General features: G+C 34.2%; 16 protein-coding genes, 1 tRNA gene and 1 pseudogene. 13 read left to right on the forward strand and 5 right to left on the reverse strand.

What is annotated here, in order from left to right:
• Positions 1–212 precede the first annotated feature (212 nt).
• Both ansA and sppA read right to left on the reverse strand, forming a co-directional pair.
• Positions 213–1,223 carry an asparaginase gene (gene ansA / locus PSA_RS10660; RefSeq protein WP_042150992.1) on the reverse strand — a complete coding sequence of 337 codons (1,011 nt, stop codon included), beginning with the start codon at positions 1,221–1,223 and terminating at the stop codon, positions 213–215.
• Between the two features lie 127 nt (positions 1,224–1,350).
• Positions 1,351–3,216, reverse strand: coding sequence for a signal peptide peptidase SppA (gene sppA / locus PSA_RS10665; RefSeq protein ID WP_042150990.1), 1,866 nt, complete (start codon positions 3,214–3,216; stop codon positions 1,351–1,353).
• A 167-nt stretch (positions 3,217–3,383) separates the two neighbouring features.
• Here sppA and PSA_RS10670 point away from each other — a divergent pair, with 167 nt between their 5' ends.
• The 10 genes and pseudogenes from PSA_RS10670 to PSA_RS10710 all read left to right on the forward strand — a co-directional run bounded on the left by PSA_RS10670 (position 3,384) and on the right by PSA_RS10710 (position 11,211).
• Positions 3,384–5,345, forward strand: coding sequence for an FAD-dependent oxidoreductase (locus tag PSA_RS10670; protein WP_042150988.1), 1,962 nt, complete (start codon positions 3,384–3,386; stop codon positions 5,343–5,345).
• Between the two features lie 143 nt (positions 5,346–5,488).
• The gene (locus PSA_RS10675; RefSeq protein WP_042150986.1) at positions 5,489–6,178 is read left to right on the forward strand and encodes a DoxX family protein; all 690 of its coding nucleotides are present in this window, start codon (positions 5,489–5,491) and stop codon (positions 6,176–6,178) included.
• Positions 6,179–6,248: 70 nt separating this feature from the next.
• Positions 6,249–6,815: an NAD(P)H nitroreductase gene (locus tag PSA_RS10680; RefSeq protein ID WP_042150985.1), complete on the forward strand. Its 567-nt coding sequence runs from the start codon at positions 6,249–6,251 to the stop codon at positions 6,813–6,815.
• A 209-nt stretch (positions 6,816–7,024) separates the two neighbouring features.
• Entirely contained in the window at positions 7,025–8,401 is a 1,377-nt protein-coding gene (locus tag PSA_RS10685; protein ID WP_042150983.1) for a DASS family sodium-coupled anion symporter, read from the forward strand.
• A gap of 141 nt (positions 8,402–8,542) precedes the next feature.
• Positions 8,543–8,920 carry a hypothetical protein gene (locus tag PSA_RS10690; protein ID WP_042150981.1) on the forward strand — a complete coding sequence of 126 codons (378 nt, stop codon included), beginning with the start codon at positions 8,543–8,545 and terminating at the stop codon, positions 8,918–8,920.
• Between the two features lie 106 nt (positions 8,921–9,026).
• A tRNA-Ser gene (locus PSA_RS10695) sits at positions 9,027–9,117 on the forward strand.
• 386 nt (positions 9,118–9,503) lie between these two features.
• Positions 9,504–9,647, forward strand: a complete 144-nt coding sequence (locus tag PSA_RS25205; protein ID WP_157575764.1) for a hypothetical protein — start codon at positions 9,504–9,506, stop codon at positions 9,645–9,647.
• A 105-nt stretch (positions 9,648–9,752) separates the two neighbouring features.
• Positions 9,753–10,169: an NUDIX hydrolase gene (locus PSA_RS10700; protein WP_042150980.1), complete on the forward strand. Its 417-nt coding sequence runs from the start codon at positions 9,753–9,755 to the stop codon at positions 10,167–10,169.
• Between the two features lie 17 nt (positions 10,170–10,186).
• Positions 10,187–10,546, forward strand: coding sequence for a glycogen debranching enzyme N-terminal domain-containing protein (locus tag PSA_RS10705; protein ID WP_042150978.1), 360 nt, complete (start codon positions 10,187–10,189; stop codon positions 10,544–10,546).
• A gap of 209 nt (positions 10,547–10,755) precedes the next feature.
• Positions 10,756–11,211 (forward strand): annotated as a pseudogene (locus PSA_RS10710) (acyl-CoA thioesterase).
• 64 nt (positions 11,212–11,275) lie between these two features.
• Here the strand turns inward: PSA_RS10710 and PSA_RS10715 are convergent.
• On the reverse strand, positions 11,276–11,467 hold the full coding sequence (locus PSA_RS10715) for a hypothetical protein (protein WP_042150977.1): 192 nt from the start codon (positions 11,465–11,467) through the stop codon (positions 11,276–11,278).
• A 326-nt stretch (positions 11,468–11,793) separates the two neighbouring features.
• On the opposite strand from PSA_RS10715, the gene PSA_RS10720 reads away from it, so the two are divergent.
• Together PSA_RS10720 and PSA_RS10725 are read left to right on the forward strand one after the other, a co-directional pair.
• Positions 11,794–12,177, forward strand: coding sequence for a hypothetical protein (locus PSA_RS10720; RefSeq protein WP_042150975.1), 384 nt, complete (start codon positions 11,794–11,796; stop codon positions 12,175–12,177).
• A gap of 78 nt (positions 12,178–12,255) precedes the next feature.
• Entirely contained in the window at positions 12,256–12,873 is a 618-nt protein-coding gene (locus tag PSA_RS10725) for an FKBP-type peptidyl-prolyl cis-trans isomerase (protein ID WP_042150973.1), read from the forward strand.
• A 76-nt stretch (positions 12,874–12,949) separates the two neighbouring features.
• On the opposite strand, the gene PSA_RS10730 is transcribed toward PSA_RS10725, so the two are convergent.
• Entirely contained in the window at positions 12,950–15,427 is a 2,478-nt protein-coding gene (locus PSA_RS10730) for a TonB-dependent receptor (protein WP_042150972.1), read from the reverse strand.
• A gap of 148 nt (positions 15,428–15,575) precedes the next feature.
• Here PSA_RS10730 and PSA_RS10735 point away from each other — a divergent pair, with 148 nt between their 5' ends.
• Positions 15,576–16,109, forward strand: a complete 534-nt coding sequence (locus PSA_RS10735; protein WP_042150969.1) for a YaeQ family protein — start codon at positions 15,576–15,578, stop codon at positions 16,107–16,109.
• 94 nt (positions 16,110–16,203) lie between these two features.
• On the opposite strand, the gene yfaE is transcribed toward PSA_RS10735, so the two are convergent.
• Positions 16,204–16,467 carry a class I ribonucleotide reductase maintenance protein YfaE gene (gene yfaE, locus PSA_RS10740; RefSeq protein ID WP_042150967.1) on the reverse strand — a complete coding sequence of 88 codons (264 nt, stop codon included), beginning with the start codon at positions 16,465–16,467 and terminating at the stop codon, positions 16,204–16,206.
• Position 16,468 lies beyond the last annotated feature (1 nt).

Consider the following 16,468-nt stretch of genomic DNA (forward strand, 5'->3'; position numbering starts at 1 on the left):
ACAAGATCCCCGATAAAAGACTTCGGGGATGACTGCCTTAAAAAATGTATATTAAACCAGTCTGCTTAATTTTGGTTTTAATATAAAATAAAGGCTTGATGTAAAACATTAAGCCTTTATTATTTTTGTTAGCACTTAGCACTTAGCACTTAGCACTTAGCACTTAGCACTTAGCACTTAGCACTTAGCACTTAGCACTTAGCACTTAGCACCTATCTTTCTAACTCACCTCTTAGGTTATCTTGCATTAAGTGTCTAATAGTTTCTGTTTCAAGCTTCTGACTTAATAAATAGTGAAGTTTAGTTAAACACGCTTCTAGTGTCATATCATAACCACTGATCACACCTACATTTAATAATGCATTACCTGTTGCATAACCGCCCATGTTGACACTGCCTTTTAAACATTGCGTTAGGTTAACAATCACCACGCCACGGTTGCTCGCGTCTTCTAAAAGCTTTAAAAATTCAGGTTCTTGTGGTGCATTACCTACACCAAAACTTAATAGTACTAATGCTTTTAGCTTGCCATTTAATATGCTTTGAATAACATCATTACTGATCCCAGGATATAAATGTAAAACACCAATATTTTGTGGTGTAATCGAACATACTTCAAGTTCATTTTCGATATAAGGGCTTAAAGTGCCTTTGACCAATTCGATGTTAATACCAGATAGTGCAAGCGGCTCTAAATTGGGTGAACCAAAGGCATTAAAGCCATCAGCATGAACTTTAGTTGCACGATTACCCCTAAATAACTGATTGTTAAAAAATAAGCTGACTTCGGCAATAGGGTAGTTAGCTGCTAAAAACATTGCATTGAGCAGGTTAACTTGACCATCAGATCGTAATTGTGAAAGTGGTATTTGTGAACCTGTTACAATTACTGGCTTAGTTAAATTCTCGAACATAAAAGATAATGCAGCTGCGGTATACGCCATGGTATCTGTACCATGTAATACAACAAAACCATCATAATCTTGATATTTACTTTTAATATCGTCAGCTATCATTTGCCAATGAGCAGGAGACATATCTGATGAGTCAATCAATGGCTGGTATTCATGAATATCAAATAAAGGCATTTCATCACGATTAAACTCTGCACTAGCTTTAACAGTTTCAGTGAGGTAACCATCAGCAGGAATATATCCCCTTGCTGACTTCTTCATACCGATAGTACCGCCTGTATAGGCAATATAAATACGTTTTCTTTTCATAGATTGCTCAAAAATAAATGTTGGATTTGATTTTTTCTAAGTTATTTATTGAAACAAAAAGCCCAGTAAATTACTGGGCTCTTTATATACTTAATATCCTATTAGCTCAAGTAAATGAGCTAAAATATTACTGAATATTACAAACTAAACAACGTGCATATACTGCATTAGGATCGTTGTAGTCTTTTAGAGAACTTACTTCAGACTGAAGTTTGTAAATAACAGAATTAATTTGGCTTTGCAGGCCCGCTTCAAATACATCGTTATTTTGATCTATTTCTAAAAAGCTTTGAACATGTGCATTGCTTAATAACTCTTGAATGAATTTATCTTTAGTTGATAAATCTTGCTCAACTGTGATTACATCGTAATATTCAAGGCTAGCAAGTTTTGCTGCAGCTTCAATTGCATCTTTTTTGTTACCTAGCTTATCAACCAATCCAAGCTCTTTAGCTTTACTGGCAATCCATACTCGGCCTTGTGCGATTGCATCAACTTCTTCAATTGTTAAACCGCGTGCTTCTGCTACGATAGTTAAAAACCTTTCGTAACCACGTTCGATGCTCATCTGAATCATTTCACCAAGTTGTGGGTTTAATTCTCTCATAGGAGAAAAGCCAGCCATTTCAGTTGTTGAAACGCCATCAGAGTAAACACCTAATTTAGCCAGTGATTTATCAAATGTCATTACTGTACCAAAAATACCAATAGAGCCTGTGATGGTACTTGGTGCTGCCCAAATTTCATTGGCAGCAGATGCAATCCAATAACCGCCAGATGCTGCAACTGAACTCATTGACGCGATAACTGGCTTACCTGAATCTTTTAATGCTAAAACTTCAGCACGAATCACTTCAGACGCAAACATACTACCGCCACCAGAGTCGATGCGTAATACAACCGCTTTAACTTTTTCGTCTAGGCGAGCTTTGCGAAGTAGCGCAGCAGTAGAGTCGCCACCAATTTGACCAGCTTTACGTTTACCATCGACAATATTGCCTTTAGCAACAACAACCGCTACTTTTTCAGTTAATGGGTTAACAAAAGGGATAGGAGGCTTAATTATTGATAAGTAATCTTTAAGTGAGATGCGTTTAAAGCTTTTACCTTTTACATCTTTACCAACTAAGGAGATAAGTTGTTGACGAACTTCCTCTTTCGTTTTTAAAGAATCAACCCAACCGTTATCTAATGCGTATTGACCTGAGTCACCTTTGGCTGTTTTAAATTTAACTAAAAAGTCATCCATCTTCTCATCAAAGTTTTCAACATCAAATCCACGCAGTGTCGCGATATCTGTTTTATATTCAGACCATAACGCACCCAACCAAGCTTGTGCTGAAGATTTTGCAGGCTCTGACATATCATTTCTAATAAAAGGTTCTACTGCTGACTTATAAGTACCTACACGGAAAATATGTTGAGTAACAGACAATTTTTCAATTGCATCTTTGAAGTACATTGGATACATAGCGTAACCTTCAACACCCATCCAACCGTAAGGGTGCATAGACACTTCATTTGCGTGTGCAGCTAAATAATACTGAGCTTGAGAGTAATAATCGCCTGCAGCGATGATTTGCTTTTCAGTTGCTTTAAATCTGTTTAGAGCATTACTGACTTCTTTTAATTTATTTAAATGGGCGTTACGCATGTTACGTAAATCAAGCACCATTACTTTAATACGATCGTCTTTTGCAGCGCTATCTATTACGTCTATGATATCGTCTAGTAGAATTTCTGGTGGCTCATCACTTTTACCCATAGAGTCACTAACAGCAGCCTCAAATGGGTCTACATATGTTTTTTGTTCAACTATTAAACCAGAGATGTTTAATACCAATGCAGAGCCTGGCTCAACAATAATTTCATCTTCATCTGATCCTGCTGCAACTATGAGTGCAATTACGATAAATAAAAATAAAAAATTTACTATGAGTCTTCTGGAAAAATTTAATGTATCCCACAGCCCAATAAAAAACTTCTTAATCAAAATTAAATCCTTAAATGGTGAGTATTTACAAAATGTAAAGCTATATTTCATATAGTACCGTATTTCTTAGACAAACTTAAATTAAAATAGTTACGAATTGTTTATCTTGAAAAAAGTGATAAAAATCGTTAATGTGCAATCAGGTATGACCAGTTAGAAGAAGCGAAATGTTAGAACAAAAACTAAAATTAAAAAATAATGAGCTTAAGAATCGTTTAGTAATGGGGTCTATGCACACCGGATTAGAAGAAGGTTTGCGTAACCACAGTAAATTACGTGCCTTTTACGAAGCCCGTGCAAAAGGTGGTGTTGGACTTATAATCACTGGGGGTTATAGCCCGAACTTGAGAGGCAAGTTAACTCCGTTTTCATCATCTTTCAATTCTTGGATAGATGTACTAAAACATAAATCTATTACACAAGCTGTTCATAAACACGATGGTAAAATTTGTTTGCAGTTATTACATGCAGGTCGTTATGCATACCATCCGTTAAATACTGCACCAAGTGCTATAAAGGCGCCAATCAATCCATTTAAACCAAAAGAAATGTCCCATAGTGCGATAAAGTCTACGATTAAATCATTTGCACGCTCAGCTTTATTAGCCGAAAAAGCGGGATATGATGGTGTAGAAATAATGGGTTCAGAAGGATATTTGATTAATGAATTTATGGCACCTCGTACAAATAAAAGAAAAGATGAATGGGGTGGTACACCAGAAAATCGAATGCGATTTGCATGTGAAGTTGTAAAATCAGTCCGCAGTGTGGTTTCTAAAAAATTTATGATAGTTTTTAGACTTTCAATGTTAGATTTAGTGGATGATGGCTCAAACATAGATGAGGTCGAACAACAAGCTAAGTCACTTGAAAAAGCGGGCGTTGATATATTTAATACTGGTATAGGTTGGCATGAAGCACGCGTTCCAACAATAGCGAGTATGGTACCGCAAGGTGCATTTAAGCGCTCATCAGAACAACTAAAAAATATGGTGTCTGTTCCTGTTATTGCAGTCAACCGGATAAATACCCCTGATATCGCAAACCAAATATTAAATGATAATCAAGCTGACTTAATTTCTATGGCAAGGCCATTATTAGCCGATCCAGATTTTTTTATTAAATACCAACAAAAACAAAGCGATAATATTAATATATGTATAGCTTGTAATCAGGGCTGTTTAGATAACGTATTTAAAGGTAAAAGAGCCACTTGTTTAGTTAATCCACAAGCTGGATATGAATTAGAATACGCAATAGAAAAAGCACCTAAATCTAAAAACGTATTAGTTGTTGGTGCAGGACCTGCTGGTATGGCATGTGCGTGTTACTTAGCACAGCGAGGCCATAAAGTAACTTTAATTGAAAAGTCATCAGGTATGGGGGGGCAATTTAACTTGGCAATGCGTGTACCTGGTAAAGAAGACTTTAATTACACTTTAACTTACTTTAAAAGTGAACTTGCTAGACTAAACGTTAATATTGAACTCAATACTGCTTTCGCATCAGATATGAAATCAAATTATGATGATATCGTTTTTTCTACAGGCGTTAGCCCTAGACTTGCAAATATAACATGTAGCGATGATAAACGTGTATTAGCTTACGATGAAGTCATTCGTGGTGAAGTAAAAATAGGCAAACGTGTTGCGATACTGGGTGCTGGTGGTATTGGCTTTGATATGGTGGCTTTTTTAGCTGAATCTACAAATAAATCAATTGATGAGTTTCAAACCCAATGGGGCATAGAAGTTGAACAATCAAATCATCAAGCGCAAGATAAACTGTATATGTTAAAACGTAGCCCTGGTCGTTTTGGTTCTGATCTGGGCAAAACAACAGGTTGGATCCACCGTAGTGTTGCCAAACAGCAAAAAGTTGAACAAATATCAGGATGTTCATATGTCAGCTTTAGTAATAAAGGCTTAGAAATAAAAGAAAATGAAACAACCCGTTTTCTTGATGTTGATACTGTGATTGCGTGTATTGGCCAAGTATCAAATACAAAAAATTATGATGCAGAAAAAGAAAGTTCAAACGTACATGTGATAGGCGGTGCTAAATTAGCACAAGCAATAGACGCAAAACGCGCTATCTTTGAAGCATTAGAACTTGCACGGCGCATTTAATTCTTTATAAAAATGTATTTTACACTCAAAGCCCACTAATATTTAGTGGGCTTCTTTCATTTATAATTTGAAATAAATAATGAATAACCTTGGTCTTGATAAATAGTCGTTACATCATTAAGAGAAAAAATAAGGTTTCTAATATGCTTCAAAAACTATTTCAATTTTATAACGCCAGTATAGATAAAACACAAATTGCATCGGGTCTAGCGCCGCTGCTTTTCAGATTGATTTTAGCGCCAGTGATGATCATTGCAGGTTTTAATAAATTAGGATTAAGCGGCGAATGGAACGGATTAATTAATGCAATCTCAGCTGATGCAAATGTCGTTGCATGGTTTGGTAATAGTGAGTGGGGTTTGGGATTACCCTTTCCTGATTTATTAGCACTTTTAGCCGGATGGAGTGAGTTTTTAGGAGGTTGGTTTTTACTGATAGGTTTATTTACCAGGGTTGCGGCAATTCCATTAATGTTTACCATGTTCATCGCTGCAACAACAGTTCATTGGAATAATGGTTGGTTTGCTGTAACGCCTACTAATCCAGATACCAGTGCAGCTAAAGTATTAACTTGGTTTGAGATCCCTGGGGCTCAGAAAAGCTTACAAAATAGTATAGATACAAAAGAGCGTTTAGATAAAATTAAAGAAATTGTTGAGGAAAATGGTTTCACTGAATATTTATATGAAACTGGCAGACCGGTCATTTTAAATAACGGTATAGAATTTTCTTTCACTTACTTTGTGATGTTATTAAGTTTATTTTTTACAGGTGGTGGTCGCATAACGAGTGTTGATTATTGGCTTACTCGTAATAACAAAGCAGCGAAATAACTGCATAATTTAGTTTAACTTTGTTATTCTCATATTAATTCAAATAAAATTAGTGTGAAATAACAAAGTTATGAATGCAATAGATCTCCTTTTAAACCGCCAATCAGATAGTAAACTACAAGCACCAGGTCCTACAAAAGAACAATTAAGCATTATTCAACAAGCTGCATTAAAAGTGCCTGATCATGCTGCATTAAAACCATGGGAATTTATCATTGTTGAAGGTGAAAAACGCCATAAATTGGGTGAAATATACTACCAATCAGCTATTAAAAATTTAAACCCTGAAAATCCAGTTGACGCTAAAGCGATACAAAGGTCAAAAGAAATGCCATTACGTGCGCCTATGATCATCATCGCCATCGCTAAATACATCGAACATGCAAAAGTCCCTCGTATTGAACAAGTTCAGTCAGCAGGCTGTGCTGTAATGGCAATGCAACAAGCTGCATATGCGCAAGGCCTTGCGGGTGTTTGGAGAACAGGATCATATGCCAGTTGTGAGCATGTAAAAACAGCGCTTGGTTTAAATGAACTAGATGAAATTGTGGGTTATTTGTATTTAGGTACAGCGGCAAGTGATTTTGTCAAACCTCATAGGCATGACGTTAACGCATTTTTCTCAGAACTAAAATAAAGCATTTACTGATAAAAAACAGAATAGGGTTTAATTTAACTTCACAATTTATCCATATTTGTCATGTAAGATCACATTATTGAAATAGCGCTAAATACTTTTTGCAAAACTATCTATTCTTTGGTCACACCTTCAAATGAATATTTAAATTCAGTGTGATCAAAGGCTTTGATATTAAGTCAAAAAATAACAAAAAGAAGAAGCATATAATGAAAATTATTAAATCTCATATTTTAATGGGACTTATTTTTGCTGCCATCGTTTATTCACTTGGTAGTATATTTGAACTAGCCCATGAAATTACTTTAACACTCACAATCACGAGTTTGACCGGTTATTGGTGGATAACAGAAGCCTTGCCCATCCCTTTAACGTCACTTCTACCAATAGCATCGTTTCCATTGGTAGGGGTGTTAACACATAAACAAGCGGCTAGCTCGATTGGTAGTCATGTTATTTTATTATTAATGGGCGCATTTATGCTTGCGGTTGCGATAGAACAATCACAAGTCCATAAACGAATTGCATTTATGATCATTAATAAAATAGGAGGGGGTAGTGCATCTAAGATTTTATTTGCAATTATGGCAACAAGTGCAGTGTTATCAATGTGGATTTCAAATACAGCAACTGTCGTTGCGTTATTACCTGTAGTTATAGCGCTGTGTGCCAACACAGATAATACCAAGTTTAAAATCGCATTATTATTAGGATTAGCTTATTCAGCATCTATAGGCGGTATAGGCACAATTATAGGCACACCGCCAAACTTAATATTTGCATCTGTATATGAGCAGTTTGCACAAAAAGAATATGGCTTTATAAGTTGGATGAAAATAGCTGTGCCAATTGTTGTAATTTCAATCCCACTCGCTGCGCTTTGGCTTGGGCGCAATATTAAACTAAATGCAGTAATAGAATTACCAGAAATGGGAAAGTGGCAAGTAGCTGAAAAACGTGTATTAATAATCTTCGGATTAGTGGCACTTGCTTGGATTTTTAGAAAAGAACCTTTTGGTGGATGGTCTGGCATTATAGGTAATACTACCATTGGTGATTCGAGCATTGCACTTTTAGGTGTGATAGCGATGGCTTTAACACCAAATGGTAAAGGCAAGAAATTACTTGAGTGGGAAAAAGCAAAAGATATCCCGTGGGGGATGTTATTACTGTTTGCGGGTGGTATTTGTATTGCTAAAGCATTTGTAAGCAGTGGTTTAAGTGAAATGCTAGGTCAATTCTTAGTAAGTCTAGGTACATTACCTTTATTGCTTATGTTGTTTGCATTATGTATATCAGTTTCCTTTTTAACTGAAATCACATCTAATACAGCAACTGCAACATTGCTTATGCCAGTGATCGCATCAGCAGCAATCGCCTTAGGTTTACCCATCGAATTATTAATGATCCCTGTGGTAATAAGCTGTTCTTGTGCGTTTTGTTTACCTGTCGCTACTGCACCTAATTCAATCGTTTTTGCTACAGGCGAAATAAAGGTGATTGACATGGTAAAACAAGGTGCAATATTAAATGTTTTATTAGCTATTATCATTAGCTTAGTGTGTTTCTATTTATTAGGAAAATAAATAAAGGAACATACAAAAAAACACCAGTTTGATGGTTTTTTATTCTTGTTATTTTTGGTATGGTTATTAAGTACAAAGCAAAATAGCTTTGACATAATTTAAACTAAAACAATAATAAGAATAAAAAAGAGGCCCGCGAAAGTGAATCATTTATTTTATCGCGAAAAAGAAACTTGGTGGCAATGGTTAATTTGGGGTGTATTAGGTGCTTTAGTAACTTACTACATTGCTACAACGACACAGAGTGAAGAGTATATTTTTGGCTCTTTATTTGGCGTAATAACTTTATTAACTTGGCGAATGCATTTTACAAAAAGGTTTAGTTTTATACGCGCGTTTAAAATTAGTTTTTTTGTATTTAGCTTTAGCAGCATGCCATTAATATTAACTAAACCAATAAAACAAATTATCTTTGGTGACGTTGATTTAGCTTTTGGTTTATTGTTTGCTGCAGTAGCAGGAATAATTTTGAGTTTAGTAAGTTCATTAATTGCTAAATCCCCAAAACAATATTATTAACAGCTGTTTTTTATAGACTTAATGATGTAAAAAACAGCAGTTAAAATAAAATGATAAATTAGTGCTTTACAATAATTTATTAACTGACTATTATGCGCCTCATAGCGGAGAGATGGCAGAGTGGTCGAATGCACCGGTCTTGAAAACCGGCATGGGTTTATAGCCCATCTAGGGTTCAAATCCCTATCTCTCCGCCACTTAATTTATATAAAAAAGCCTAATCATTGATTAGGCTTTTTTATTGCATGAAACTAAATACTTAGAACGTGTTTATAGTACAGTTCATATTTCAATCTTTCTGCCATTTAATTTTTATCATTTGAATAATAAATCATAAAGCCAAGTTTGTACCGCACTCTTAAAGAGTAAATCTAATATTCTGATTTATGTAGCGCTTATTTATACACAACTTTAATAGATAAGAAGTTAATTATTTAATTTCACTTTTATGTCTAAAAATAATGCATAATTTTCATTTTATACTACTCATATTTTTATTTCATTTTTGTAATATTTTCTATTGTAAAGCATCTAATTTTTCTGTAATTTGTTGGCTTGTTATCAGGAAGAAAACGAGGGATATATGATCGACTATTATAAAAAGAAAAGTGCCGAGTATTATGAAAGAGCCCGTGTCGCATTGGAAAATAATGAAGAATATGAAAGGTTTATCAATGAAGCACAAACATACGATAAAAGAATTGAAGAGTTAGAATCAATTGAATAAAATTTAATAATATCAATTAAATAAGGGCGCTATTAGCGCCCTTTATTTTTATATGTGAAGACATATAAGCTTATTATATTAAAATTAGTAGGAGATTAACTTTAAATGGAACAAACTGTACGGATCGGTGTTGGTGTCATTATTTTTAAAGAAAATAAAATACTTTTAGGTGAAAGAATTGGTGCACATGGTGCTAATACTTGGGCCACACCAGGAGGCCATTTAGAAGTAGGTGAAAGTATAGAGGAATGTGCAAAAAGAGAAGGATTGGAAGAAACGGGTTTAAATTTAAAGTCTATTAAAAAACTTGGTTTTACAAATGATATATTTGCAAATGAAAATAAGCATTATGTAACGATTTTCGTTTGTGCTTACGACTTTAGTGGCGAAGTTGAAGTTAAAGAACCAAATAAATGCAAACAATGGCAATGGTTTGAATTAAATGAGCTACCTAAACCATTATTTCTGCCTCTTATAAACTTTATTAAAGAACATCCTGATTTACGTATTAAAAATAATTAAATTTAACAGAGGTTATATTGAAAAATTTATTCGATAATTATACTAGTGCATTTAATCACTTAGATAGTACCGCAATAGCTGATAATTATGTCATTCCTTGTGCCATAAATGATTCTGATGGCAAACAAGTGTATACATCCTATGAGTATTTAAAAGAAAAATTCACCGTTAACATGGAATCTTTAAAAACTTTAGGATACCAATCCGCAAAATACAAAATCATAAAAACTATGCCAATGGGAGAAGGTGCTACAGCTGTTGATATCTCTTGGTTAGTTCACACGACAGCATCAAACATAGAGTTTAAATGTTTATATATTTGTCACTTAACTGATTTGGGATGGAAAATTTTTAGTGCTAATGTTTATTTAGATTAGCCAGAATCAATATAATTATTGCTCCCTTTTCCCTAAAGCCTATTACAAAATGTACTCTGCACTCATTTTAACCATAAAAGCTCTCTTGTTAATAATTAACTCACTGATAATTCGGTAATATTTATTTTGTAATGTTATCTGCTACTAAGAGTTGCTTTAGAATTAAATCAAACATGATTAGAGAGAGAATGGATAAGTGAAATAGAGAAATCACCCTGAGATTTTTATCTTAGCCCCAATATGTTAATTATGGTGGCAAAGTAGATGGCGGTGCTGTTATGAAGTGGATTGATTTAGCCGCTTATGCCTGTGCTGCTGGCTGGAGTAGTTGGTATTGTGTGACAGCCTATGCCGGAGGAATTCTTTTTGTAGCTCCAATACATGTTGGTAGTTCAGTCGAAGTAGTTGCTAAAGTTATTTATACTCGTAATTCTTCAATGCATATTGCCTTAGAAGTTAATGCGAGCGATCCAAAATCATTAAATCATAGGTTAACAACTCATTGCATCGTAATCATGGCTGCAGTTGATCAAAATGGGCAATCTGAAAGTGTACCTCAATGGAAGCCTCAAAATGATATTGATAAACAGCAGCACGAAGCAACAATAAAATTAATGGAAATGCGAAAACAAATCGGCGAAGAAATGCAGGTATTTTTTAAATGAGTTAATTACTAGGTTAGAAATGAAAATCAATGTTTTTAAACGGTAGTATTTTAAAATTTAAATACTACCTCCTATTTATGATTTCAAACTTTAATAATTTAAGTTTATTTAATGGCATATTGTTATACCTTTTAGCTTGTTTAGGAGAGCACCAATCTTTAACGACATCAATTGAAGATTCTGTGTAATTTGCAACTGTTAATTGTGTTAAAGGAACGTATGCCATTAGATCTTTTAGCTCATCATTTGTATCCATTTCGAATCCCTTTTAGTGATTTTTTAAATATATAAATAAGGCTCTTATTATACTGTATTTTTATACAGTATCTAGTGTAATATATAAAAATATTAAGTCACGTGCTACATATATCATTTGAATATTTATTATTGATGACAATTGGAATTTTTAAAGGAAATCGTTGTATTTTTTGCTAATTTTAAATCGCATTTTAAGAAAAATCATTAACTAGAGTTAATGATTGCCATAATCTACTGATAAATAATAATTACATAAAGTATTTGAGCGCATGTAAAGTCTAGCGTAAAATCCCTATTTTTATGTTCTAGGGTCAACAGAGTTAAATGCAAAATAAAATGAGTGTTAAATTATTGCTTTGGACTGCTTTTAGCGTCTTTTATTATTTGGGTTTTACCAATGTTTTTAAAATGATAGATGATTCAATTGCACAAAATCCAGGTGCTCAATTTTATAGTTTAATTTATATCGCACTAATAGCGCATTTAATAAATAAGTATGAAAAGCAATATCCAAGAATATGTAGTTGGTTTGTATCAATATTAGGCTTAGGTTTAATGAGTATTATTGTATTACTTAAACAAAATCAGCCATTAGATACTGTTTACTCATTCTTTTATTTATCTCTATATGTCGCATTGCCTATCTGTTATGAGTTAATTCGTTTCTTAGCTAAAAAAATGCCGATTAATTCTGAACAAAAGAAATAAAAATGATAAAATCCTGAAATAATGTAACGTGATTACATTATTTTTTTATAAATACTTTTAAAGGTTATTTGAAAAGTTATGTCTGAAAAATTTAAAGTAAATGCTGATAAAGCAAGCTACGGTATTGGTTTACAAATGGGTGAGCAACTTAAAGGTAACCCATTCGAAGGTTTAAATCTTAATCTTGTTTTTGAAGGCATGAAAGATGCTTTCACTGGTGGTGAATTCCAAGTTGAAATTCCTGAAATTCAAGCTGCTTTCGAAGAAATCAATGCTGAAATTCAAAAGCGTCGCGATAGCGAAGCTAAAGAATTAGCAGCTGAAGGTAATGCTTACTTAGAAGATAATGCTAAGCGTTCAGAAATCACAGTTACTGAGTCTGGTTTACAGTACGAAATTTTAACTGCTGGTGAAGGTGAGATCCCAACTGCTGAGTCTACAGTACGTACGCATTACCACGGTTCTTTAATCAATGGTACTGTTTTTGATAGTTCTGTTGAGCGTGGCGAACCTGCTGAGTTCCCAGTAAGCGGTGTTATCAAAGGTTGGACTGAAGCATTACAAATCATGCCAGTTGGTTCAAAGTGGCGTTTACACATTCCACAAGATTTAGCATATGGTGAACGTGGCGCAGGTGCTTCAATTGCTCCTTACTCTACGCTTATCTTCGATATCGAGTTACTTGAAATCGTATAATTATCTTTTTATTGCAAAGATAATAAAAACCCCGCTAAATGCGGGGTTTTTTGTATCTACTGTGCTTTATAAGACCTTAGAAATAACCCCTAATGCCTAAAGTAAAGTTTCGACCTGGAAGCGGTGCTTGCTCCTTAATAAATGAATTATGTACAAAGCCTAATTCATCAGTTAGGTTATTTGCCCTGATAAATAAAGTACTATCAGTGCCTAGAGCTTCTAAATAGTAGCTAAAGCCAAAATCGACTAAAGTATATGAATCTGTTTTAGTTTCAAATTGTGCTAGCTTATCTTGCGCTAAATGATGAGTAACTGTCATATCAAAATCCCAGTTTTGATTTTGAAATTCAAAACTTGATCCAATTTTATTTGCTGGAATTCTAGGGATATATGAATCATCGTCTAACTTTGCTGTGATTGAATCAGCAAATACTTTTATCATCATATTATTATTAAACTGATAATGTGAGTCAATTTCGAAACCATATAATTTAGCATCAGCAGTATTAAACTGATAAACCTTTAGACCTTCCTCATGCTCATCTTCATGGCCTTCATGATCGTCATGTTCCTCATAATCTTCGTGCTCATCTTTAACTAGTTCATGAGTATGCTCATCAAAAACAAAACCAGTATTTTGTTGATGATAATAGTCATTTATGTCGTTATAAAAGATATTAGCTGTAAAACCAAAATCACCTTTAAATTTTCTGAAAGTGATATCAATATTGTTTGCCGTTTCTTGCTGTAAATCTTCAGGCTCAAAATGGATCTCAGTATGACCATCATCTTCTGTTTCGATTTCATATGCAGCGCCTAAATCATAAGTGCCAGTTGCGATATGAATACCATTAGATAGCAGCTCAGCAGAAGAGGGGGCTCTTTTGGAATGTGTTAAACTCACTGAGGCAGAATATCCATCGGCAAAATTATATACTGCGCCAGCTGAAAAGCTGAAATTGGTAAATGAGTCAGAGAAACTTTCTTCTCCATGATGTGCTTCTTCACCGTGATCTTCGTCATGATCGTGTTCTTCATGGTCATGATCGTCATGTCCAGTTTCTAAATCACCAGCTGTTAAACTATAATCTTCAAAACGGGCACCAAGTTCAATTGTCACATCATTAAACTTGCGTTCTTCAAGCAGGAATAATGCATATTGCTCAGTCTCAGAAGCTGGCGTAAATGCTTCTGCGCCTTGCGCCTCATAATCAGAATGTAAACTATGGAAACCTAAAACACCATGCCATTTGTTAATATTGTGCTCAACTGTAATACGTGATTCAAGGCTGTCATTTTTGAATAATGTGCCTACTTCATCACCTTCAATTTCGCCATGTTCATAATTGGTATAACCAAATTTAGCTTCTACTTTCTCGATAATATTGTGATGTGGAGTCCAAATAAACATTGCTTGAGTACGTTCTTGTTTTAATCTAGCAAAAACATTGTGCTCTTCATGTTCTTCTTCTTCGTGCTCATCTTCATGATCGTGCTCGTCTTCGTGATCATGTTCATCATCATGATCATCTTCGTGGCCATGATCGTGGTCGTGGCCAGGAATACCATAGTCAGAATCTAATTTACTGTAAGAGAATCCGGCTGTGAAATGATCACTAATATAGCTAGTGCCAAAATTGAAAGTAGTTGCTTCTAAAAAAGTATTTTCGATTTCAGTTAAAACTTCATTATCACCATCTTCATGTTCAAAATTAAAATCAGGTGTTTGAGTATTGTCGCTATTTCGATTTGATGCATCCAAATGAACATTAAAGCCTGATTGTCCGCCTTTTAAAACAAAAGCTTGTGATTGAGCATTAGAAGCTGAATCATATCTCACATCAAAGCCACCAGAAATATCTTCTAGTTGAGTTGAAGGAATACGCTCATCTACAACATTAACCACACCGCCAATCGCACCTGAACCATATAATAATGTGACTGGACCTCTAAGAACTTCAATTTGTTCTGCAGTTAACGACTCAGTAGTTGTCGCATGATCAGGACCGATTCGAGAGGCATCACTGGTATCAAGACCATTTTGCATAATTCTTACTCGTGGGCCGTCCATTCCACGAATAATTGGAGAAGAGGATACTGGGCCAAAATAACTAGAGTTTACGCCAGGTATGCCTTTTAGCGTTTCACCTAAAGTAGCTTGGGCTTTATTTTTAAGGTGATCACCTGTTAGTACAGAAACAGGTGAAGCCATTTCCATATTATTTTTATGTAATCCAGAGGCATAAACCACAACTGATTCGATAGCAGAGGCGTCTAAAATTACATTTAAATTAGATTGTTTTGGGTCAACATTTATTCTTTTGTCTAAATAATTATCTTTGCTGATATGCAGTTGGCCACTGGCATCAACATCAATGGTGAATTCGCCATTGTTATTTGTTAATACACTTTGTTTTTTGCCATGGTAATGAATCCGTGCATTACTAATAGGTTGGTTATTATTATCTAAAACTACACCTGAAACTGGTTCAGCAATTGCATAACTACTTACTAAAGAAGTTAAAACAGCACTGGCTAATAATGACTTTTTCATTGAATTTAAAACCTTAATGTTTTGTTATATTGTAACGCAGGGTCTATTTTAATTGTTACGTGATAATATATCAACAATTGTTACTGCAATTTTAATAGTGATCCATTGTCTATAATATTAAGTATAATTTATTATTTGGAGCGCAAAGATGGCTGATAAAAGCAGATTATTTAAAGCACATATTGATGTTTCAGATATTGATCACAATCGATATGAACACAAAGATTTTACTTTGGCTTTATTACCAAATGAAGACACGACACATTTTTTGTTAAAATTAATAGGTTATAGTTTATTACCACTAAATGAGGCCAATATTTATAGCCCAAAAGCGCACTCTTTTAATCCAGATGTAGGGATCCAATCATTAGACGAACATTTTGAAATATGGTTAGATGCGGGTTTTCCATCAATAAAACGAATCGATAAAGCGTCCCATAAGGCAGAGCAGGTAATTATATTAACACCGACTTACAGTGAATGGTTGGATGAAAATATAAGTAAATTACGTTTGATTGAAAACTTAAAGCTTATTTCTTTAGATAATTGTTTTATCAATGAAATAGAAGACAACATTGAAAGAAAACTTGATTGGTCTGTCATATTAGACAATAAAAAAATTTCTATTTCAGATAATAACGGGTTTTATGAGACAAACTTAAACGAAATGGCATTAATATAATATTTAAGGTTTTTAAAAAGGGAATTTGCAAATCAACTTGAATATTGTATATGCTATGTCATAAATATATCAAATATACATAGCATGAAGATAATTAATCGAGTTCTAATTCAACATCACCGTCTGGTGTTGCACAACATAGCAAAATTTCACCTGGGCGTATGAAGGCAATCGGCTCTATTTTATAATCAGTTTTACCTTTTACAAGCTTACAACGACATGCACCGCAATAACCTTCGCGGCAATGATAGTGTACTTCAACTTTTTGTTTTTCTAGGTAATCTAGTAGGGTGTTGTCAGAAAGCTTATCAAAGTGCGAACCAATAAGCTTTCCATTAACAGATACTTTATCTGTCATT

The sequence above is a fragment of the Pseudoalteromonas sp. '520P1 No. 423' genome (assembly GCF_001269985.1).
In the GTDB taxonomy this organism is placed as follows: Bacteria; Pseudomonadota; Gammaproteobacteria; order Enterobacterales; family Alteromonadaceae; genus Pseudoalteromonas.